The organism is Collinsella sp. CLA-ER-H6 (genome assembly GCF_040092305.1).
In the GTDB taxonomy this organism is placed as follows: domain Bacteria; phylum Actinomycetota; class Coriobacteriia; order Coriobacteriales; family Coriobacteriaceae; genus Collinsella.
In genome coordinates, this window is the sequence record NZ_JBBNLS010000005.1 from 31,187 (window position 1) to 50,174 (window position 18,988).

Sequence of the window (18,988 nt, forward strand, 5' to 3'; positions counted from 1 at the left end):
GTGCCATTTTTGGGATACGCCCGGCGGCGTGGTCTGTTGACGGCACAGCTAACGCCACGTATCCTATCGAACTGCGTGTTTCGTAGGGGGATGCTGACCCCTCGATTCAAGCCGTTGCACTTTACAGAAAGCTGGAATCATTCGAGAAGGAGTACGCTTTGCCTACTATTAACCAGCTGGTTCGCCAGGGCCGTCGTTCCGTGCCCAAGAAGTCCAAGAACGCTGCTCTGCAGCACAACTCCCAGAAGCGCGGCGTGTGCACCCGCGTCTTCACCACGAGCCCCAAGAAGCCGAACTCGGCTCTTCGTAAGGTTGCCCGTGTTCGCCTTGTCAACGGCATCGAAGTTACTGCTTACATCCCGGGTGAGGGCCACAACCTGCAGGAGCACTCCATCGTGCTCGTCCGCGGCGGTCGTGTCCGTGACCTCCCTGGTGTCCGTTATCACGTCATCCGTGGCGCCTACGACGCTGCTCCGGTCCAGAACCGTATGCAGGCCCGTTCCAAGTACGGTGCTAAGCGCCCCAAGGCCAAATAAGCCAGATAACGTTTTGATACTTTCGCCGTGTGCCGCCTAAGCGCCGCACGGTAGACACTTAAGGAGATTTCACATGCCGCGTCGTGCAGCAGCTAATCGTCGTGAGGTTCAGCCTGACGCCGTTTACAACAACCGCCTGGTGACTCAGCTCATCAACAAGGTCCTTCTTGACGGCAAGAAGGCCACCGCTGAGCGCATCGTTTACACCGCTTTCGAGATCGTTGCCGAGAAGTCCGAGGGTGGCGACGCTCTTGCTACCTTCAAGAAGGCTATGGACAACGTCAAGCCCACGCTCGAGGTCAAGCCCAAGCGTGTCGGTGGCGCTACCTATCAGGTCCCGATGGAGGTCAACTCCCGTCGTTCCACCGCTCTGGGTATCCGCTGGATCGTCAACTTCTCCCGCGCTCGCAAGGAGAAGACCATGGCCGAGCGTCTCGCCAACGAGATCCTCGACGCTTCCAACGGCCTGGGCGCTTCCGTCAAGAAGCGTGAGGACGTCTTCAAGATGGCCGAGGCCAACCGCGCGTTCTCTCACTATCGTTGGTAAGTTAAGGTAAGGAACTAACATGGCTAAGCCTAAGTACAAGCTTTCCGATACCCGTAACATCGGCATCATGGCTCACATCGATGCCGGTAAGACCACCACGACCGAGCGTATTCTTTACTACACCGGTAAGACCCACAAGATCGGTGAGGTCCATGAGGGCGCTGCCACCATGGACTGGATGGTTCAGGAGCAGGAGCGCGGCGTAACCATTACCTCCGCTGCTACCACGTGCTTCTGGAAGAAGGACGGTACCGACTACCGCATCCAGATCATCGACACCCCGGGCCACGTTGACTTCACCGCCGAGGTCGAGCGCTGCCTGCGCGTCCTCGATGGCGCTGTCGCCGTCTTCGACGCCGTTGCCGGCGTTCAGCCCCAGTCTGAGACCGTTTGGCGTCAGGCTTCTACCTTCAACGTCCCCCGCATCGCCTTCATCAACAAGTATGACCGCGTGGGCGCTGACTTCTTCAACGCTATCGAGACCATGAAGGATCGTCTCGATGCCAACGCAGTGGCCGCTCAGGTCCCGATGGGCGCCGAGGACAACTTCTGGGGCGTCATCGACCTGGTCACCATGACTGCTTGGGACTTCAAGGCCGACGACAAGGGCATGACCTACCCCGAGCCGATGGACGAGATCCCGGCTGAGTTCGCTGACATCGCTGCCACCAAGCGCGAGGAGCTCCTCGACGCTGCTGCCAGCTTTGACGACGAGCTCATGGAGAAGATCCTCATGGAGGAGGACTTCACCGTCGAGGAGCTCAAGGCTGCTCTGCGCAAGGGCGTTCTGGCCAACGAGCTTAACCTCGTCTTCGTGGGCTCCGCCTACAAGAACAAGGGCGTCCAGGAGCTGCTCGACGCTGTCGTCGACTACCTGCCCAGCCCGCTCGACGTTGAGGCCGTCACCGGTACCGATCCGGACACCGGCGAGGAGATCGAGCGTCATCCTTCCTTCGACGAGCCCTTCTCCGGCCTGGTCTTCAAGATCATGACCGACCCGTTCGTCGGTAAGCTCACCTACGTCCGCGTTTACTCCGGCCGTGCCGAGTCCGGCTCCTACGTGATCAACGCTTCCAACGGTCAGCGCGAGCGCCTCGGCCGCATCCTCGAGATGAACGCCGCCGAGCGTATCGACCGTGACGACGCTGCCGCCGGCGACATCGTCGCTTGCGTCGGCTTCAAGAACTCCACCACCGGTGACACCCTGTGCGAAGAGGGCAAGGAGATCGTCCTCGAGAAGATCGAGTTCGCTAAGCCCGTTATCGACGTTGCCATCGAGCCCAAGACCAAGGCCGAGCAGGACAAGATGTCCCTGGCTCTGACCAAGCTCGCCGAGGAGGACCCGACCTTCCAGGTGTCCACCAACCACGAGACCGGCCAGACCATCATCGCCGGCATGGGCGAGCTGCACCTCGAGATCATCGTCGACCGTCTGCTCCGCGAGTTCAAGGTTGACGCTAACGTTGGTAAGCCCCAGGTTGCCTACCGCGAGACCGCTGGTCACGACGTCGAGAAGGCTGAGGGCAAGTTCGTCCGTCAGTCCGGTGGTCGCGGTCAGTACGGCCACGCCGTCATCAAGCTCGAGAAGATGGAGGAGGGCTTCGGCTACGAGTTCGTCAACGCTATCGTCGGCGGCGTCGTGCCCAAGGAGTACATCCCGTCCATCGATAAGGGCATCCAGGAGGCCCTGAACACCGGTGTTATCGCCGGCTTCCCGGTCCTCGACGTCAAGGTCACCCTGTTCGATGGTTCTTACCACGAGGTCGACTCCTCCGAGGCCGCCTTCAAGATCGCCGGTTCCATGGCTATCAAGGACGCCCTCAAGAAGTCCGATCCGCAGCTGCTCGAGCCGATCATGGCTGTCGAGGTCGAGACCCCCGAGCAGTACATGGGCGACGTTATGGGCAACCTCTCCGGTCGCCGCGGCAAGATCGAGGGCATGGAGGATCGCAAGAACAGCAAGCTCATCCGTGCCAAGGTGCCGCTGGGCGAGATGTTCGGTTACGCTACCGACCTTCGCTCCCAGACCCAGGGCCGTGCATCCTACACGATGCAGTTCGACTCTTATGAGCCCGCGCCCAAGTCCATCGTGGACGAGGTCATGAGCAAGAACGCCTAAGTTCGAGCTCCCTGTTACGTAATCCTGCGAGAACACTTCTCGCACTCTTTGGAGGTTTAAGTTGGCTACCCAGAAGATCCGCATTCGCCTCAAGGGCTATGATCACGAGGTCGTCGATCAGTCCGCGAAGCTCATCGTCGAGACCGCTCAGAAGACCGGCGCTCGCGTTTCCGGTCCTGTCCCCCTGCCCACCGAGCGCAACCTGTACACGGTTATCCGCTCGCCGCACGTGAACAAGGACTCCCGTGAGCAGTTCGAGATGCGCACCCACAAGCGCCTCATCGACATCCTCGACCCCACCTCGGGCACCGTTGATTCGCTCATGCGTCTCGACCTCCCCGCTGGCGTCGACATCGACATCAAGCTCTAAGCGATATCGCTCATAGCTTAAAGAGCCCCGCTGCCATTACGGTAGCGGGGCTCTTTTGTTTTGAATGATGGTTTGGACTACTGGGTAATGCTGCCGAGTAGGTGGCTGCGGTGCCCTATTCGCTCAAGGGACGCAGCGATGCCTCCTCAAAATGGAAGGGACGCAAGCCGTCTTCCGTTTCGATACACGCGCGACCAAAGGCGTCGACGGTTTTAAAGACGCCTCGCGCCAGTTCGTCTCCTGCGGGGGAGCGGGCGATAACGTGCTCCCCAATCCAATTGAGGTGAGCGACATATTCGCCGTGGATGGGCGCGAGCGGTCCAGTGTTTTCTTCCATGGCGTTGAGGCGCTCTGCCCACGCATCTACAGCGTTTACGACGGTGTGATAGACCTCCTTGAGTAGCGCGTCGACGACGGGAACGTTCTCGTTGAGGTCGGAGAGACCGATTGCCGGCAGGCCGCCATCGGGAACCTCCGAGGGCACATAGTTCACATTGACGCCAATGCCGCAGACGGCGAAAGGTTTGCCTTCGTTATCGCGTGCGGCTTCGACCAGAATGCCGCCGAGCTTGCATCCTCGCGCGACCAGGTCATTGGGCCATTTGAGGGCTATTTCGCTTGCAAGGCCCTGCTTTTCGAGCGCTTCGAGCACTGCTAGGCCGCTGTCGGCGGCAAGACCAGAGTACTTTGCAGGATTAACGCATGGACGCAGGACAATCGAAAGCAATAGGTTGCCGGCGGTTGAATCCCACTTATGGCCGCGCCGGCCGCGTCCTGCTGTCTGAGCCCGTGCGGCAAGTCCCGTGCCGTGCGGCGCTCCCTGTTTTCCTGCTTCGAGCAGGTCATCGTTGGTCGATCCGGTTACTTCGACCACTGTTAAACGTGAATCCATAGCAGCTGGTACCTCCTAAGGTAATAAGGCAATCTCGTAATGGTGTCGAGAGATAGACACAATGTGAAGCCTTTGTCGCATTTGGACAATTTAATGTTAACACGTCAACAACGACTGAAATGCGTTATCCTCTCTTGGTCGATGTAAACACATCAACAACTCAAAGGAGGTTAGTGATGGGTTTCACGATTCTTGGAACAGGTTCGGCGCTTCCTAAGCGCAGTGTTTCCAATGACGAGCTGTCCGAGTTCCTCGATACCTCGGATGAGTGGATTTTTACGCGCACAGGTATCAAGAGCCGCCATGTCTGCACCACCGAGTCGCTCGACGACCTTGCCGTAGCAGCGAGCGAGCGGGCGCTCCAGGTATCCGGAATCGACGCGAGCCAGCTGGATCTGATCGTCTGCTCGACAACAACGGGTGACCATCTTGTTCCCGCCGAGGCATGCGCCGTTGCCGAGCGTCTGGGCGCGACGTGTCCCGCCTTTGATGTCTCGGCCGCCTGTGCTGGCTTTGTTTTTGCGCTCGATGTTGCCGAGGGCTATATCGCCCGAGGACGAGCCAAGCATGTGCTTGTCGTTGCTGCCGAGCAGATGACGCGCGCGCTTGACTGGACCGACCGTGCCACGTGCGTGCTCTTTGGCGATGGCGCGGGTGCTGCCGTTATTGGGGCCGGCGGGGTGAATCCCCTTGCCGTCGAGCTTGCAACCAATCCCGATGTCGAGACACTGCGTGTTCCCGGCTTAGCGGGTACCTCGCCATTTAAGACGGCGGGCGATCGGGAGAGCGTGCTGTCCATGAATGGCCGCCGCGTGTTCAAGTTCGGCGTCAACGCCATCTGCGACACGGTCCATAAGCTTGCGATCGATGCGGGCATTTCGGTCGAAGACATCGATCATTTTGTATTCCATCAGGCTAACGAACGAATCCTGAGTCAGGCGGTCAAGCGTCTCGGCGTGCCAGACGAGCGCGTGGTTCGAACGCTGCGCGAGACCGGCAACATTTCGAGCGCCTGCATTCCGCTTGCTCTCGATCGACTGGCAAATACCGGCGCGCTGCACGCGGGCGACACCATCGCCCTCGTTGGATTTGGCGCCGGCCTGGATATAGGTGGCTATCTGCTTCGTTGGAAGTAGTCGCACATAGGAAATAAAAACGCCCCTAGGGCACAAACAAAGGAGAACTACCATGGCAGATCAGAAGACCTTCGAGCGCGTTTGCGACGTTATCCGCGAGACCGCCGGCCTTGACGACGTCGAGATGAAGCCCGAGTCCACGCTCGAGGAGATTGGCCTCGACAGCCTGGGCACCGTCGAGATCCTCGTCGCCGTCGAGGACGAGTTTGGCATCCAGCTCGATACCGAGGAGAACCCCAAGACGGTTGGCGAGTTCGCCGATACGGTCGAGGCTGCATTGGAGAAGTAGAGATGCTCAAGACTCCTCTCTGCGAGCTGCTCGGCATCGAAAAGCCCGTGTTCCAAGGCGGCATGGCCTGGATTGCGGATGCCTCGCTGGCGTCGGCCGTGTCCGAGGCAGGTGGGTTGGGAATCATCGCGGCCATGAATGCCGACGCCAAATGGCTGCGCGATCAGATTCACGAACTGCGCACCAAGACGGATAAGCCCTTTGGCGTCAACGTCATGCTTATGAGCCCGTTTGTCGACGAGGTCGCACAGGTTGTGATCGACGAGCAGGTGCCGGTCGTCGTGACGGGTGCCGGCAATCCCACCAAGTACATGAAGGCTTGGAACGACGCCGGCATCACGGTCATCCCGGTCGTTGCTTCGGTGGCGCTGGCGCGTCTCGTGGCGCGTCGCGGGGCCGCCGCCGTGGTTGCCGAAGGCACTGAATCTGGTGGACATATTGGCGAGACATCGACGATGGCGCTCGTTCCGCAGGTTGTCGACGCGGTCGATATCCCCGTTGTGGCAGCTGGCGGTATCGCCGATGGTCGCGGCGTGGCAGCGGCCTTTATGCTCGGTGCCGCCGGCGTCCAGGTGGGTACACGCTTCCTCGTTGCAAACGAATGCACTGTTTCTGAGCAGTACAAAGAGCTGGTGCTCAAGGCGGGCGACACGTCGACGCGTGCGACCGGTCGCTCGACGGGACATCCGGTTCGCGCCCTCAAGAGCCCCTTCACCAACGCGTATGCCAAGAACGAGGCAGCGGGCGCAAGCCCCGAGGAACTCGGGGCCATGGGCGCGGGCGCGCTTCGCAAGGCCGCAAAGGATGGTAATTACGAAGAGGGTTCGTATCTGTGCGGACAGGTTGCCGGTATGGTCAACGAACGCCAGAGCGCGCGCGAAATCGTCGACGATCTGGTCGAGGGTGCCGAGCGCGTCATGAAGGGTGCGTGCGCATGGGTAGCGTAGCGTTTTTGTTCGCCGGCCAGGGTGCCCAACACCCCGCGATGGGCGTCGACCTGATCGAGGCATCGCCGGCGGCTGCCGAGGTGTTCGCGATCGCCGAGGAGGTGCGTCCGGGAACCAGCGAGCAGTGCCGGAACTCCTCAAAGGAGGAGCTCTCGCAGACCGTGAACACGCAGCCTTGCGTGTTCGTTCATGACCTGGCAGCGGCTGTCGCCCTGCGTGAGCGCGGCGTGGTGCCTGCTGCCTGTGCGGGATTTTCGCTGGGTGAGGTCGCTGCACTCACCTTTGCGGGGGCGTTCGATACGCGAGCGGGTTTTGAGCTCGTGTGTGAGCGCGCGGCATTGATGACCGCGGCTGCCGAGCGCCATCCGGGCGGCATGCGCGCCGTCATCAAGCTCGATGCAGCGCAAGTCGAGAACCTGGCTGCGCAGGCCGGCGAGGACTGCTGGCCGGTCAACTACAACAGCCCGCAGCAGACGGTTGTGGCCGGAGCGCCCGATGCGTTGCAGACCCTCGACGTCCTAGTAAAAGAGGCTGGCGGTCGCGCTATGAAAGTCGCGGTGTCGGGTGCATTTCATAGCCCCTATATGGCCGAGGCGACTGAGGGGCTGGCGACGTATATCCAAGACGGCCACGCGCCGTCTCCGCTGCTGATTCCGGTCATGGCAAACATGACGGCGGCGCCCTATCCGGCGGACCCACGAGCGGCATCGGATGTCTTGGCCAACCAGGTGAGTCATGCCGTGCGCTGGGTCGACACGCTGCATACTCTGCAGGATCAGGGCATCGACACGTTTATTGAGGTCGGCCCTGGCAAAACGCTGTCGGGCTTGGTCAAGCGTACGTTGAGCGACGTTCGCGTGTATTCGTGCGAAACGGCCGAACAGGTCGCAGCTATTGCCGACGAGCTCGCATAGCCCACAGGGCTGTAACCCGAAAGGAATGACATGGGCAACTTGAACAACGGCACGCTCGAGCGCAACGACTCACGTCGCGTGGCACTGGTCACGGGCGGCTCGCGGGGTATCGGCCGCGCCTGCGCTGTCGGTCTGGCGGAGGACGGCTTTGATATCGCCGTCGTCTATGCCGGTAGCGTCGATGCAGCGCGCGAGACGTGCGAAGCCTGCGAGGCGGTTGGCGCCACGGCGCGCGCATATCAATGCGACGTGGCCGACCCCGCTGCCGTCAACGCATGTATGGAGACGGTCCTCAACGACTTTGGTTCGATTTGGGCGCTCGTCAACAACGCCGGCATCACCCGCGATGGCCTGCTCATGCGCATGGGCGATGAGGCCTTCAATCGCGTGCTCGATGTCAATCTCAAGGGAACATTCAATATGACGCGCGCGCTCACCAAGACCTTTATGCGTCAGCGGGGCGGCTGCATCGTCAACATGAGCTCGGTTGTGGGGCTGATGGGTAACGCCGGACAGGCCAATTACGCTGCCTCCAAGGCGGGCGTGATCGGCCTGACCAAGGCGGTAGCGCGCGAGCTTGCGCCTCGCGGCGTACGAGTGAACGCGGTCGCCCCCGGGTTTGTCGAGACGGATATGACGGCAAAGCTATCGGATAAGGTGCGTGCGGCCACGGAGGACCAGATTCCCCTTAAGCGTATGGCGCAGCCCGAGGAGGTGGCCGGTGTGGTGCGCTTTTTAGCGAGCGATGCGGCCGCTTACATTACGGGCGAAGTCATACGCGTCGACGGCGGAATGGCGATGTAGAAAGCAAGCCGGGTAAGCGGCTTGGATGAGGAGACCATGATGGAACAGAGAGTTGCAATCACCGGTATCGGTGCCGTGTCGCCGCTCGGCAACACCGCGCTTGCCACCTGGGCGGCCATGTGCGCCGGAACGTGTGGCATCGGTCCGATCACGCACTTTGATACCGATGCATTTGCCGTCAAGGTGGCGGCCGAGGTCAAGGGTTTTGACGGCAACGAGTACTTTGGCAAGCATGACGCCAAGCACCTGGATCCTTGCGTTCAGTTTGCGATGGCGGCGTCGGACGAGGCCATGCACGATGCGGGCTTTGATGTCGAAGGCGCGGTCGATCGCGAGCGCCTGGGCGTCTATGTGGGCTCGGGCGTGGGCGGCATGCAGACGCTCGTCGACAACGTCCACACGATTGCCGATCGCGGGCCTCGTCGCGCATCGCCCTACATGATCGCGATGATGATCCCCAACATGGCTTCGGGCAATATCGCGATCCGCCACAAGGCAAAAGGCCCGACCCTGCCCGTGGTGACCGCGTGTGCAACCTCGGCCCATGCGGTGGGTGAGGCGTTCCGCGCCATCAAGCACGGCTATGCCGATGCAATCCTGGCCGGCGGCGCCGAGGCCGCCATTATCCCCGATGCCGTTGCGGGCTTTACGTCCTGCCGCGCGTTGACCACCAATCCTGACCCGTCGACGGCTTGCCGCCCGTTCGATGCAGACCGCGACGGTTTTGTGATGGGCGAGGGCGCCTGCGTGCTCGTGCTCGAGGGTATGGAGCACGCACAGGCCCGCGGTGCGCACATTTACGCCGAGGTCGTGGGCTACGGCAACACCGATGATGCTTATCACATCACGAGCCCCGATCCCGAGGCTGCCGGCATTGCCCGCGCGATATCGCTGGCGGTTGCCGAGGGCGACGTCAAGCCTTCCGAGGGCCTCTACATCAACGCTCACGGCACCTCGACCAAGCTCAACGATTCGTCCGAGACGGCGGGCATAAAGCGTGCGCTCGGCGAGGACGCGGCACGCGCCGCGCACGTCTCATCGACCAAGTCGATGACCGGCCACATGATCGGTGCCACGGGCGCCATCGAGGTCATGGCCTGTGCCATGGCGCTCGAGCAAGGCGTGGTGCCCCCGACCATTAACTACCACACGCCCGATCCCGTCTGCGATCTTGATTACACGCCCAATCGAGCGGTTCGCGCCGACCTTACCTGGGCGCTTTCGACCAATCTGGGCTTTGGCGGACACAATGCCGCCATCGCGCTGCGTAGATATGCAAGGAGCTAGAGCATGGATTCCAAAAGACTTGCCGAGATAGCCGATGTTATGGAGGACCGCGGCCTCACGCGCGTGCGCGTTGAGGAGCCCGATGGCACCGCGGTCGAACTCGAGCGCGCGAGCGCCGCGCGGCCGGTTGCCGTGCCCATGCCTATGCCGGGTGCCGTGACTGCTCCGGCGGTGGCTCCTGTCGCCATGCCTGCCGCCGCACCGGAGCCCGCCGCGCAGGCGCCTGCCGCCGCACCGGAGCCCAAGGGCACCGAGGTGACCGCTCCCATGGTCGGCGTTTTCTATGCTGCCCCGGCGCCGGGCGATGAGCCGTTTGTGCACGTGGGCTCCAAGGTCAAGGCCGGCGAGACCCTCTGCATCATCGAGGCCATGAAGGTTCTCAACGAGGTGACGGCAGAGGCGGATGGCGAGGTACTCGAGATCTGCGTGGCCGACGGCGACCTCGTGGAGTTTGGCAGCTGCCTCATGAGGATCGGATAGGTGATATCCATGAACAAAGAAGAGCTCAAGAAGCTGTTACCGCATCGCGAGCCGATGCTCTTGCTCGACGAGGCCGAGCTGGTGGGCGACGAGGCCCACGGCAAGATCAAGATTACGGGCGACGAGTACTTTTTGCAGGGGCATTTTCCGGGAAACCCGGTCGTCCCCGGCGTGATTCAGTGCGAGATGCTCGCCCAAAACTGCTGCGTGCTGCTGATGGGCGATGAGGAGACGCGTGGTGCGACGCCGTTCTACACGAGTCTGGACAAGGTGCGTTTTAAGCGTCCGGTGCGCCCGGGAGACACGGTGGATCTGGTGTGCTCCATCACGCGTGCGCGCGGGCCGTTCCGCTTTGCGACGGGTACCGCGAGCGTCAACGGTGAGGTTTGCTGCCGCGCCGATATGTCTTTTGCACTCATGCACGAAAGTTAAGGAAGGCTCCATGTTCGACAAAGTGCTCATCGCCAACCGCGGCGAAGTCGCGGTCCGTGTTATCCGCGCGTGCCGCGATATGGGCATCAAGACCGTCGCTGTTTATTCCACGGCCGATGCGGACGCGCTGCACGTGCAGCTTGCCGACGAGGCGTATTGCATCGGTGGCCCGCGTCTTGCCGAGAGCTACCTCAATGACGATGCCGTGCTCGCCTGTGCCGTAAAGTCGGGAGCTAAGGCAATTCATCCCGGCTATGGCTTCTTTTCCGAGAAGGCGAGCTTCGTGCGCGACTGCGACAAGTATGGCCTGGCGTTTGTTGGTCCTTCGGCCAAGGTGATCGACAGCATGGGCGACAAGGACGCCGCACGTCGAACGGCTGCCGCGGCGGGCGTGCCCATCGTGCCGGGCTGCGATTTGCTCAAAAGCCCCGAGGAGGCAACGGCCGAGGCCGAGCGCATTGGCTGTCCCGTGCTCATTAAGGCGCGTGCAGGTGGCGGCGGTCGCGGTATTCGCAAGGTCGAGCGCGTGGAAGATGCGGCAAAGGCGTTCATCGAGGCGCGTGCCGAGGGCGAGGCCGTCTTTGGCGACGGCGAGTGCTACATGGAGAAGTTCGTCGCGCCGGCGCACCATGTCGAGGTGCAGATTATGGCCGATAAGCAGGGCCATGTGTTTTCGCTCGGCGAGCGCGAGTGCTCGGTGCAGCGTCGCAACCAAAAGCTGATCGAGGAGAGCCCCGCGCCGTGCCTCGACGGACACGACGACATTCGTGCTCGCATGCACAAGGCAGCGCGTGACCTGGCTCGTGCCGTCGGCTACGAAGGAGCCGGTACCATCGAGTTCCTGTATTCGGACGACGGCAATTTCTACTTTATGGAAATGAACACGCGCTTGCAGGTGGAGCATCCGGTTACGGAGTTTGTGACCGATACCGACTTGGTCAAGTGGCAGCTGCGCGTGGCAGCCGGCCAGCCTCTGCCCTTTGAGCAGGAGGACATGCCGGTCTGCAACCACGCCATGGAGTGCCGCATCAATGCCGAAACGCCGGACTTTCTGCCGTCATGCGGAACGGTCACCGCGTTGCGTGTGCCGGGTGGTCCGCGCGTGCGCTGGGATTCCGCCATGTTTACCGGTGCGAAAGTTCCGCCGTACTACGACTCCATGCTTGGCAAGCTCATCGTGTGTGCGCCCACGCGTGACGGCGCCATTCGCAAGATGCGCTCGGCCCTGGGCGAGCTCGTGATTGAGGGCGTGAGCGAAAACAGCGAGCTTCAGCTCGACGTGCTGGCAAACGACGAGTTCTTGTCGGGCATGTACCACACCGATCTGATGGGGCATCTCTATGCTGATGAATAGAAAAGCGAAGACGGTCAATGTCCTTGAGGGGCCGATAACCGAGTCGTGCGCCGAGTTTCCCGCACGCCACGTGTTTATCAAGTGCCCGGAGTGCCGCCGCGTGATCGATGAGGCGCGCCTGCACGACAACCTCGAGGTCTGCCCTCGTTGCGGCAAACACTTTCGTGTGAGCGGTCGCGCGCGCATGCGCATGACGGTCGACGAGGGCACGTTTGGGGAATGGGATGCCAATCTGGCGTCGGAGGATTTCCTCTCGTTTCCCGGTTATGCTGACAAGCTCAAGAGCGTGAGCGAGCGTTCGGGCGAGCGCGATGCCGTTGTGTGCGGCAGGGGCAAAATCTGCGGTTGCGATACCGCGCTCTTCTTTATGGATGCCAACTTTATGATGGGCTCGATGGGCTCCGTGGTGGGCGAGAAGATTTGTCGCACATTTGAGCGTGCGACCGAGCTGGGATTGCCAGTTGTCGGCTTTACCGTATCGGGTGGCGCCCGCATGCAGGAGGGCGTGACCTCGCTCATGCAGATGGCCAAAATCTCTGCGGCGGTTAGGCGCCACAGCGAGGCGGGCGGCCTGTATATCACGGTGCTCACCGACCCCACGACCGGCGGCGTAACCGCGAGCTTTGCCATGGAGGGCGACATTATCCTGGCCGAGCCCGATGCCCTGACGGCATTTGCCGGCCCGCGCGTGATCGAGCAGAACATGCACAAGCGCCTGCCCAAGGGATTCCAGCGCTCCGAGTTTTTGCTGGAGCACGGCTTTTGCGATGCCGTTGTTCCGCGTGGCGAGATTGCGCTCACGGTAGGCGAGCTGCTGGCGCTGCACGAAGGGCACGCGCCCGGCCTGGGGGCTCCGCATGAGATCGTGCATACGGGTCACCGCGGCAAAAAGCTGGGACACTTGTTTAAGCGCTCGGCGGCACCAAAAACCGCGCTCGAGATTGTCAAGCAGACCCGCTCGGCGAACCGCACCACGGCAGGCGAGATGATCTCGCTGGGCCTGGATGGATTTGTGGAGCTGCACGGCGACCGTTACTTTGGCGACGATGCTGCCGTGGTGGGCGGCATCGGCTGGAAGGACGGACGACCCGTGACGGTCATCGCCATCGAGCGCGGCACCACGACCAAAGAGCGTATGCGCCGCAACTTTGGCATGGCGCATCCCGAGGGCTACCGCAAGGCGCGTCGCCTGATGCGCCAGGCCGAAAAGTTTGGTCGACCGGTTCTGTGTCTGGTCGATACTTCGGGCGCGTTTTGCGGCATCGGTGCCGAGGAGCGCGGCCAGGGCGAGGCGATTGCCAAGAATCTCATGGAGATGAGCGGCCTTAAGACGCCGATTGTCTCGGTGGTGACAGGCGAGGGCGGCTCTGGTGGCGCGCTGGCGCTGTCCGTGGCCGACCGCATCCTGATGCTCTCGAGTTCGGCCTATTCGGTCGTGAGCCCCGAGGCCTGTGCGTCGATCCTGTGGAAGGATACCGAGCGCGCGAATGAGGCCGCCGAGGCGCTTAAGCTCACGGCCCCCGATCTGTTGGCGCTCGGCATTATCGACGGCATTGTTGACGATAGGGGCCTGTCGCATGAGGAGATCGCCGGTGCCGTCATGTCCTCGGCATTTGATGCCTTCGGTACGCTTGGGCAGCTCGACGACGCGACCCTCACAAACCTCCGCTACGAAAAGTACCGCGCAATCGGTCAGTACCGCACGATGTGACAAAGGGACAGCCCGCATGTCACATTGGGAAAGGCGTTCCATGCCTCAAGTTTCTAACACCTCGTTTACAACGACGGTTTCATCAAACGCCATGGCTGTGGTGGATTATCTGTCCAAAAGCATGATGTCGGCGCTGCCGTTTATTGTCTGCGCGGCGTTGTTCCGCACCGTCGCCGTCATTATGGGCGAAGGCATGCTGGGCCTGTGGTCTGCCGATTCCGATATCTATCGCCTGTTCTACAGTTGGCTCTATAACGCCGGCTACTACTTTTTGCCCATTTATCTTGGTTGGGCGGCCGCCCGCCAGCTCGGTTGCTCGGAGCAGCTGGGCATGATGCTGGGCGGCGTATTGATTGCACCCGATCTGCTTAAGCTCGTTGATGCCGCCTCGACGACGGGGGCATCGATGACTTCCGTGTATGGCCTGCTTCCCGCGCCGGTCAACGATTACACGACGACTGTTATTCCGGTTCTCATCTCGGTGCCCGTGCTATGGCGAGTGGAGTGTTTTTTTCAGCGCGTTATCCCTAAGGCCGTGGCGTTTTCGTTCGTTCCGTTTGCAACCATGCTCGTCATGGTTCCGGTTTCGCTGTGCATTACGGCGCCGGCGGGCAGCTATCTGGGCATGCTGTTGGGCCAGCTTATGTTTATGCTTGGCAATTCCGGTGGCATCGTGTCGCTGCTCACGCTCATAGGGCTTGCCGCGGGCTGGGAGTTCCTTAAGATCGCGGGCGTCAGCAACGTTGTCCTATCGCTCGCCTATGCACAGTTTATGAGTGTGGGAACGGATTCGTGCATTCTGATCGCCGCGACGATGGCAACGTTCGCCGTTTGGGGTATGCCCTTTGGCGCGTCGCTCCGCGTTGCGGATAAGGACGAGAAGGGACTCATGCTGGGCTATTCGATCTCGGGTGTTCTTGGCGGCGTAAGCGAGCCGGCGCTGTACGGTTGCGGCTTTAAATATGGCAGGTGCCTGACGTGCATGGCCATTGGCGGCGCCGTCGGAGGCCTTGTTGCGGCCGTGGGCCACGTTACGGCCTATACCATCGGCATGACGAATGTCCTTATGGTCATTGGCTTTGCCACGGGCGGCATTTCGAACCTACTGTGGTGCTGCGTTGCCGGCGGTGTGGCATTTGCGGTGTCTGCGGCGCTGAGCTACTGCTTTGGCGTGGTGCCGGCGAAGGGACAGGCGACGGGGAACGGAGCCGATTCGTCCGAAGCCTCGAAGAGCGTGGCCGGAGCAAGCGCATAAATCGATCGACAAAGGGGCAGTCCCGCATGTCATGTTCCAAGGCCGTGACCCGTGTGGGTTGCGGCCTCTTTGTATCTGGAGGACAAAGTGGCTACACTACAATCCGTTTGAGCAATAGATATATAAGTAGAACCGTGGGGGCGGATGTAGATGGTCGAGTGGATAGTTAAGCGCGCGCAGGGCGACCGTGCGCGTGTGGGCACGTTAGCGGGCATGGTGTGTATTGTTGCCAATGTGGCGCTCTGTGCTGCGAAGGGCGCAATCGGTGTGGTTTCGGGATCGGTTTCGATCGTGGCGGATGCCATGAACAACCTATCCGATGCCAGCTCGAATATCGTGAGCGTGCTGGGCTTTAAGCTGGCGAGCAAGCCTGCCGACCCCGAGCATCCTTACGGCCACGGTCGCTACGAGTATCTCTCGGGTCTGGTCGTGGCGGCACTCGTGCTGCTGATTGGCCTTGAGCTTATCAAGTCCTCGGTTGAGCGCGTCATCCACCCCGAACCTGTCGAGTTCTCGCTTGCCTTGGTGGCAGTTCTAGTGCTTTCGATGGTTGTTAAGCTGTGGATGGCGGCCCTCAATCAAAAGCTCGGCGATCGCATTGAGTCCGAGACGCTGCATGCGACCGCGCAAGATTCCAAGAACGATGTCCTTGCCACAGGCGCCGTGCTAGCGTGCGCAATTGTTTCGCAGATGACGCACATCAATCTTGACGCGTGGGTCGGCCTTGCCGTTGGCGCTTATATTGGCTGGAGCGGTTTTGAACTCATCCAGGATACGGTGAGCCCGCTTTTGGGCCAGACGCCCGATCCTAAGCTGGTCAAGCACATTCGAGACAAGATCATGAGCTACCCCGGCGTTTTGGGCGTTCACGATCTGATGGTTCACGACTACGGCCCGGGCAGGAAGTTCGCAAGCGCTCACGCCGAGATGGCAGCCGAGGCCAGCCCGCTGGAAAGTCACGACACGCTCGATAACATCGAGCAGGCGTTTAGGAACGAAGACGGCATGATCGTCACGCTCCATTACGATCCCATCGTGACCGACGATCCAAAGGTGGCGAGCATGCGTTTACGCATTAACGCCATGGCCCAACAGATCGATAGCCGCCTTTCGATTCACGATCTGCGCTGTGTGCCGGGTCCCACGCACACCAACGTGATCTTTGACTGCGTGCGTCCCTCGGATCTGCAGATGAGTGCCGAAGACGTAAAACACGCGCTGGCACAACGAGTCGAATCGGAATACCCCAAGTCGATTGCCAAAATTACGATCGACGAGGACTATGTCGGCCATACCCACGAGTAGGGCTGTGCCGGCAAAGCAAATTATGCAGAAGGGGAGAGCATGAAGCGCCTATACCTACTCCGCCACGGCCAGACGGAATTCAACGTCAAAAAGCTGGTCCAGGGCCGCTGCGATTCACCGCTTACCGATCTGGGCCGTCAGCAAGCCGGGATGGCAGCCGCATGGCTCAAAGCCCACAACGTCGTTCCCGACAAAGTGGCCTCATCACCCTTAGGCCGAGCCATGGACACAGCTCAGCTCGTCGCATGCGAGCTCCTCGGCCCGGACGCAGCAGTCGAGCCCTGCGAAGGCATTATCGAGCGCTGCTACGGCACCTTCGAAGAAGGCCCGCACGACGCACTGCCTACCGACGTCTGGGATCCGGGCGAGGACTTAATCCCCTTCGGAGGGGAGGGAAGTCAGGCGCTGCAAGAGCGTATGGTAAGCACGCTCGCTAATCTCATGAGCGCCGATGATGTTGAAACCGTCCTGGCAGTAAGCCACGGCAGCGCCAGCCGCCAATTCATCAAAGCCGCCGCCCCAGAGGGCTTCGAACTCCCAGCAAAGCTCCCCAACTGCGCCATCATGATCTTTGATTTTGAGGATTCGCAAGAAGAATGCGACACGTCCCAATGTAAGTTCACCTTGCAGCAGATCATCGATCCTCAACAAAGTCTTTAGCCTGAGCGAGCAGAGTTAAGCAGGCATCAACGTGTCGTCTCCCGAGCTTTGGCTTGACACGCTGAACATCTACAAGGATAACCTTGAGGCCGTCGAGGCGTTCCTGGCCGACGCCCGCGCCATGGGCGACGGTCGCCTCAATGTGGTGCTCACCGGTGCCGGCACCTCCGATTACGTGGGTGAGGTTGTCGTCCTCAACCCCGACCTATCCCTCGTCGAGACCTATCTCGGTGGCGAGAGCGTCTACACTGAGAAGTAGCTGCTGACCTATTTGCGATTTGATGCGAATAATGAGACCCCGATTCGGCTTTATCGAATCGGGGTCTTTGCTGTGGTGTCCAGCTAAATCAAAACAGGCCTATTCTGCGACGATGATGCGAGTTGATTCGAGAACCATGGAACGCTGTTTGTCGTTGACATTTGCATCGGTGATGAGTGCGTCCATTTGATCGAGATTGAAGAAGCCGAAGAAGTCCATCTGTCCGATCTTGCTTGAATCGCAGACAAGGTAACGCTTGGCGGCGCGATCGCAAGCGAGCGCCTGTAAGCGTCCTTCCTCAAGGTTAGAACAGGAGATGGATTGGGCGAGTACGCCGTTGGTGCCGATAAAGCAAGTGTCGATACCGAGCGGGGCGAGAGCATCTTCGGCGATGGGCCCGACGAAAGAACCCGATCGTTTGCGATACTGTCCTCCCAGGGCCCAGATCTCCACATCGTTACGCGTCTGGAGCATGTTCAGCACGATGATGCTGTTTGTGATGACGCGCAGCCGCATGCGCGGCAGCGCACGGGCGATGAGAGCGCAAGTCGAACCGGGTCCGAGGAAGATGGTGTCGCGCTCTCTGATGAGGTTGACAGCGGTGCGTGCGATATGCTCTTTTTCAGGGGAGCGGATTGAGAGCTTTTCAAAAAACGGGACCTCTTCGGCAATGGGGGAGCCGCTTGAAAGTCGGATGCCACCGTACTCGCGGATGACGCCAGCGCGTCGCGAGAGCTCATCGAAGTCTCTTCGAGCGGTCATTTCAGATATACCAAAGATTGTTGCGGCTTGGGCAACAGTGACCATTCCGCGCTGAGCGCACAGCTCAAGTAATTGTTCGTGACGTTCGGGTTTAAGCATGGCTTGCCAATTGGATTATGCGGTAATGACGGAGGTATAGGCGCGGAGGGCCTCGATGGTCCGGGGGTCTGCGTCCTCGTTAATGAATGCCGCGGTCATATCCTCCAGTGTGGTGAAAAGGCAGAAGTCGCGCCTTCCGACTTTTTCAGCATCTACAACAAGATAACGCTCCTGAGCTCGAGAAAGAGCGTCTGAGAGGACCATGGCTGCATCGGGACGAGAGCCAAAGACCTCGTTTCCAAAAATACCGGTTGCCGAGACGTAGGCCTTGGGAGCGGATAGACCGTAGGGGCCGCGGCCGTTGTATGGCATGGTGAAAACTCGCGTGTCGTGACGCATCATGCCACCAACAAAGAATAGATCTATATGTGGATTGTCGGCTAGCAGGTTCAGCACGGGAAGACTGTTGGTGACGACGCGTATGTCCTCCTGGGGCAAATACGAACACATGAGCTCGAGAGTGGAGCCTCCACCGAGAAAGATCGTATCGCCGGCTGAGACGGTTTGGGCGGCGGCTATAGCAGCGGCACGTTTCTGATCAACTTGAAAACGACGTTTCTCCTCATGCGGGGTCAAACGTGAAAGGGCTGTTCCGTGGGCGGAGTGTGGAAGCTGAGCCCCTCCGTGTACGCGCACAAGAAGGCCCTTGTCGGCAAGCTCGGTCAGGTCACGCCTGATGGTCATATCCGAAACAGATAGGGTATTAGATATCTCGTTTACCGATACCGAATGATGTTGATCGAGCAAGTCGAGAATGGCCTGCTGGCGTTCGGATTTCATGAGTGCCGACTCCCTCATCGAGCGTTTGTTCTTATTTCAATGTAAACGAA

At 60.4% G+C, this 18,988-nt stretch carries 21 protein-coding genes; 18 read left to right on the plus strand and 3 right to left on the minus strand.

Annotated elements, in window-relative coordinates:
* The first annotated feature begins 158 nt into the window (after positions 1 to 158).
* The 4 genes from rpsL to rpsJ all read left to right on the plus strand — a co-directional run bounded on the left by rpsL (position 159) and on the right by rpsJ (position 3,572).
* A complete protein-coding gene (gene rpsL / locus AAAX77_RS03080) occupies positions 159 to 536 on the plus strand; it encodes a 30S ribosomal protein S12 (RefSeq protein WP_006235012.1) in 378 nt (125 codons plus the stop codon).
* Between the two features lie 73 nt (positions 537 to 609).
* Positions 610 to 1,083 (plus strand): 30S ribosomal protein S7, encoded by a 474-nt coding sequence (gene rpsG / locus AAAX77_RS03085; protein ID WP_006235013.1) that lies wholly within the window; start codon positions 610 to 612, stop codon positions 1,081 to 1,083.
* Between the two features lie 19 nt (positions 1,084 to 1,102).
* Positions 1,103 to 3,202 (plus strand): elongation factor G, encoded by a 2,100-nt coding sequence (gene fusA, locus AAAX77_RS03090; RefSeq protein ID WP_156600535.1) that lies wholly within the window; start codon positions 1,103 to 1,105, stop codon positions 3,200 to 3,202.
* Between the two features lie 61 nt (positions 3,203 to 3,263).
* Positions 3,264 to 3,572, plus strand: coding sequence for a 30S ribosomal protein S10 (rpsJ, locus tag AAAX77_RS03095; RefSeq protein ID WP_022094184.1), 309 nt, complete (start codon positions 3,264 to 3,266; stop codon positions 3,570 to 3,572).
* 115 nt (positions 3,573 to 3,687) lie between these two features.
* Here the strand turns inward: rpsJ and AAAX77_RS03100 are convergent, their stop codons facing one another.
* The gene (locus AAAX77_RS03100) at positions 3,688 to 4,464 is read right to left on the minus strand and encodes a biotin--[acetyl-CoA-carboxylase] ligase (RefSeq protein WP_349104748.1); all 777 of its coding nucleotides are present in this window, start codon (positions 4,462 to 4,464) and stop codon (positions 3,688 to 3,690) included.
* 176 nt (positions 4,465 to 4,640) lie between these two features.
* Between AAAX77_RS03100 and AAAX77_RS03105 the strand changes: the two genes are divergently transcribed.
* The 14 genes from AAAX77_RS03105 (at position 4,641) to AAAX77_RS03170 (ending at position 17,297) form a co-directional block, all read left to right on the plus strand.
* Positions 4,641 to 5,600: a beta-ketoacyl-ACP synthase 3 gene (locus AAAX77_RS03105; RefSeq protein ID WP_349104749.1), complete on the plus strand. Its 960-nt coding sequence runs from the start codon at positions 4,641 to 4,643 to the stop codon at positions 5,598 to 5,600.
* 52 nt (positions 5,601 to 5,652) lie between these two features.
* Positions 5,653 to 5,889 (plus strand): acyl carrier protein, encoded by a 237-nt coding sequence (locus AAAX77_RS03110; protein ID WP_006235019.1) that lies wholly within the window; start codon positions 5,653 to 5,655, stop codon positions 5,887 to 5,889.
* 2 nt (positions 5,890 to 5,891) lie between these two features.
* Positions 5,892 to 6,836, plus strand: coding sequence for an enoyl-[acyl-carrier-protein] reductase FabK (fabK, locus tag AAAX77_RS03115; protein WP_349104750.1), 945 nt, complete (start codon positions 5,892 to 5,894; stop codon positions 6,834 to 6,836).
* On the plus strand, positions 6,824 to 7,750 hold the full coding sequence (locus AAAX77_RS03120; protein ID WP_349104752.1) for an ACP S-malonyltransferase: 927 nt from the start codon (positions 6,824 to 6,826) through the stop codon (positions 7,748 to 7,750). The genes fabK and AAAX77_RS03120 overlap by 13 nt, the downstream gene beginning before the upstream one ends.
* 30 nt (positions 7,751 to 7,780) lie before the next feature.
* The gene (gene fabG, locus AAAX77_RS03125; protein ID WP_349104753.1) at positions 7,781 to 8,554 is read left to right on the plus strand and encodes a 3-oxoacyl-[acyl-carrier-protein] reductase; all 774 of its coding nucleotides are present in this window, start codon (positions 7,781 to 7,783) and stop codon (positions 8,552 to 8,554) included.
* Positions 8,555 to 8,593: 39 nt separating this feature from the next.
* The gene (gene fabF / locus AAAX77_RS03130; protein WP_349104754.1) at positions 8,594 to 9,841 is read left to right on the plus strand and encodes a beta-ketoacyl-ACP synthase II; all 1,248 of its coding nucleotides are present in this window, start codon (positions 8,594 to 8,596) and stop codon (positions 9,839 to 9,841) included.
* 3 nt (positions 9,842 to 9,844) lie between these two features.
* A complete protein-coding gene (accB, locus tag AAAX77_RS03135; RefSeq protein ID WP_117769363.1) occupies positions 9,845 to 10,321 on the plus strand; it encodes an acetyl-CoA carboxylase biotin carboxyl carrier protein in 477 nt (158 codons plus the stop codon).
* Between the two features lie 9 nt (positions 10,322 to 10,330).
* Positions 10,331 to 10,753 (plus strand): 3-hydroxyacyl-ACP dehydratase FabZ, encoded by a 423-nt coding sequence (fabZ, locus tag AAAX77_RS03140; protein ID WP_349104755.1) that lies wholly within the window; start codon positions 10,331 to 10,333, stop codon positions 10,751 to 10,753.
* A 10-nt stretch (positions 10,754 to 10,763) separates the two neighbouring features.
* Complete coding sequence (locus tag AAAX77_RS03145) at positions 10,764 to 12,107, plus strand: acetyl-CoA carboxylase biotin carboxylase subunit (RefSeq protein WP_349104756.1); 1,344 nt, start codon at positions 10,764 to 10,766, stop codon at positions 12,105 to 12,107.
* Complete coding sequence (gene accD, locus AAAX77_RS03150; RefSeq protein WP_349104758.1) at positions 12,094 to 13,818, plus strand: acetyl-CoA carboxylase, carboxyltransferase subunit beta; 1,725 nt, start codon at positions 12,094 to 12,096, stop codon at positions 13,816 to 13,818. Before AAAX77_RS03145 ends, accD begins: the two co-directional genes overlap by 14 nt.
* 40 nt (positions 13,819 to 13,858) lie before the next feature.
* Positions 13,859 to 15,073 (plus strand): PTS transporter subunit EIIC, encoded by a 1,215-nt coding sequence (locus tag AAAX77_RS03155; protein ID WP_349104759.1) that lies wholly within the window; start codon positions 13,859 to 13,861, stop codon positions 15,071 to 15,073.
* Between the two features lie 150 nt (positions 15,074 to 15,223).
* On the plus strand, positions 15,224 to 16,378 hold the full coding sequence (locus tag AAAX77_RS03160) for a cation diffusion facilitator family transporter (protein WP_349104760.1): 1,155 nt from the start codon (positions 15,224 to 15,226) through the stop codon (positions 16,376 to 16,378).
* A gap of 39 nt (positions 16,379 to 16,417) precedes the next feature.
* The gene (locus tag AAAX77_RS03165) at positions 16,418 to 17,038 is read left to right on the plus strand and encodes a histidine phosphatase family protein (RefSeq protein WP_349104761.1); all 621 of its coding nucleotides are present in this window, start codon (positions 16,418 to 16,420) and stop codon (positions 17,036 to 17,038) included.
* Positions 17,039 to 17,069: 31 nt separating this feature from the next.
* The gene (locus AAAX77_RS03170) at positions 17,070 to 17,297 is read left to right on the plus strand and encodes a hypothetical protein (RefSeq protein ID WP_233506705.1); all 228 of its coding nucleotides are present in this window, start codon (positions 17,070 to 17,072) and stop codon (positions 17,295 to 17,297) included.
* A 99-nt stretch (positions 17,298 to 17,396) separates the two neighbouring features.
* Here the strand turns inward: AAAX77_RS03170 and AAAX77_RS03175 are convergent, their stop codons facing one another.
* Positions 17,397 to 18,158: a DeoR/GlpR family DNA-binding transcription regulator gene (locus AAAX77_RS03175; RefSeq protein WP_117862215.1), complete on the minus strand. Its 762-nt coding sequence runs from the start codon at positions 18,156 to 18,158 to the stop codon at positions 17,397 to 17,399.
* A 15-nt stretch (positions 18,159 to 18,173) separates the two neighbouring features.
* Positions 18,174 to 18,938: a DeoR/GlpR family DNA-binding transcription regulator gene (locus tag AAAX77_RS03180; protein ID WP_349104762.1), complete on the minus strand. Its 765-nt coding sequence runs from the start codon at positions 18,936 to 18,938 to the stop codon at positions 18,174 to 18,176.
* Positions 18,939 to 18,988: the final 50 nt, after the last annotated feature.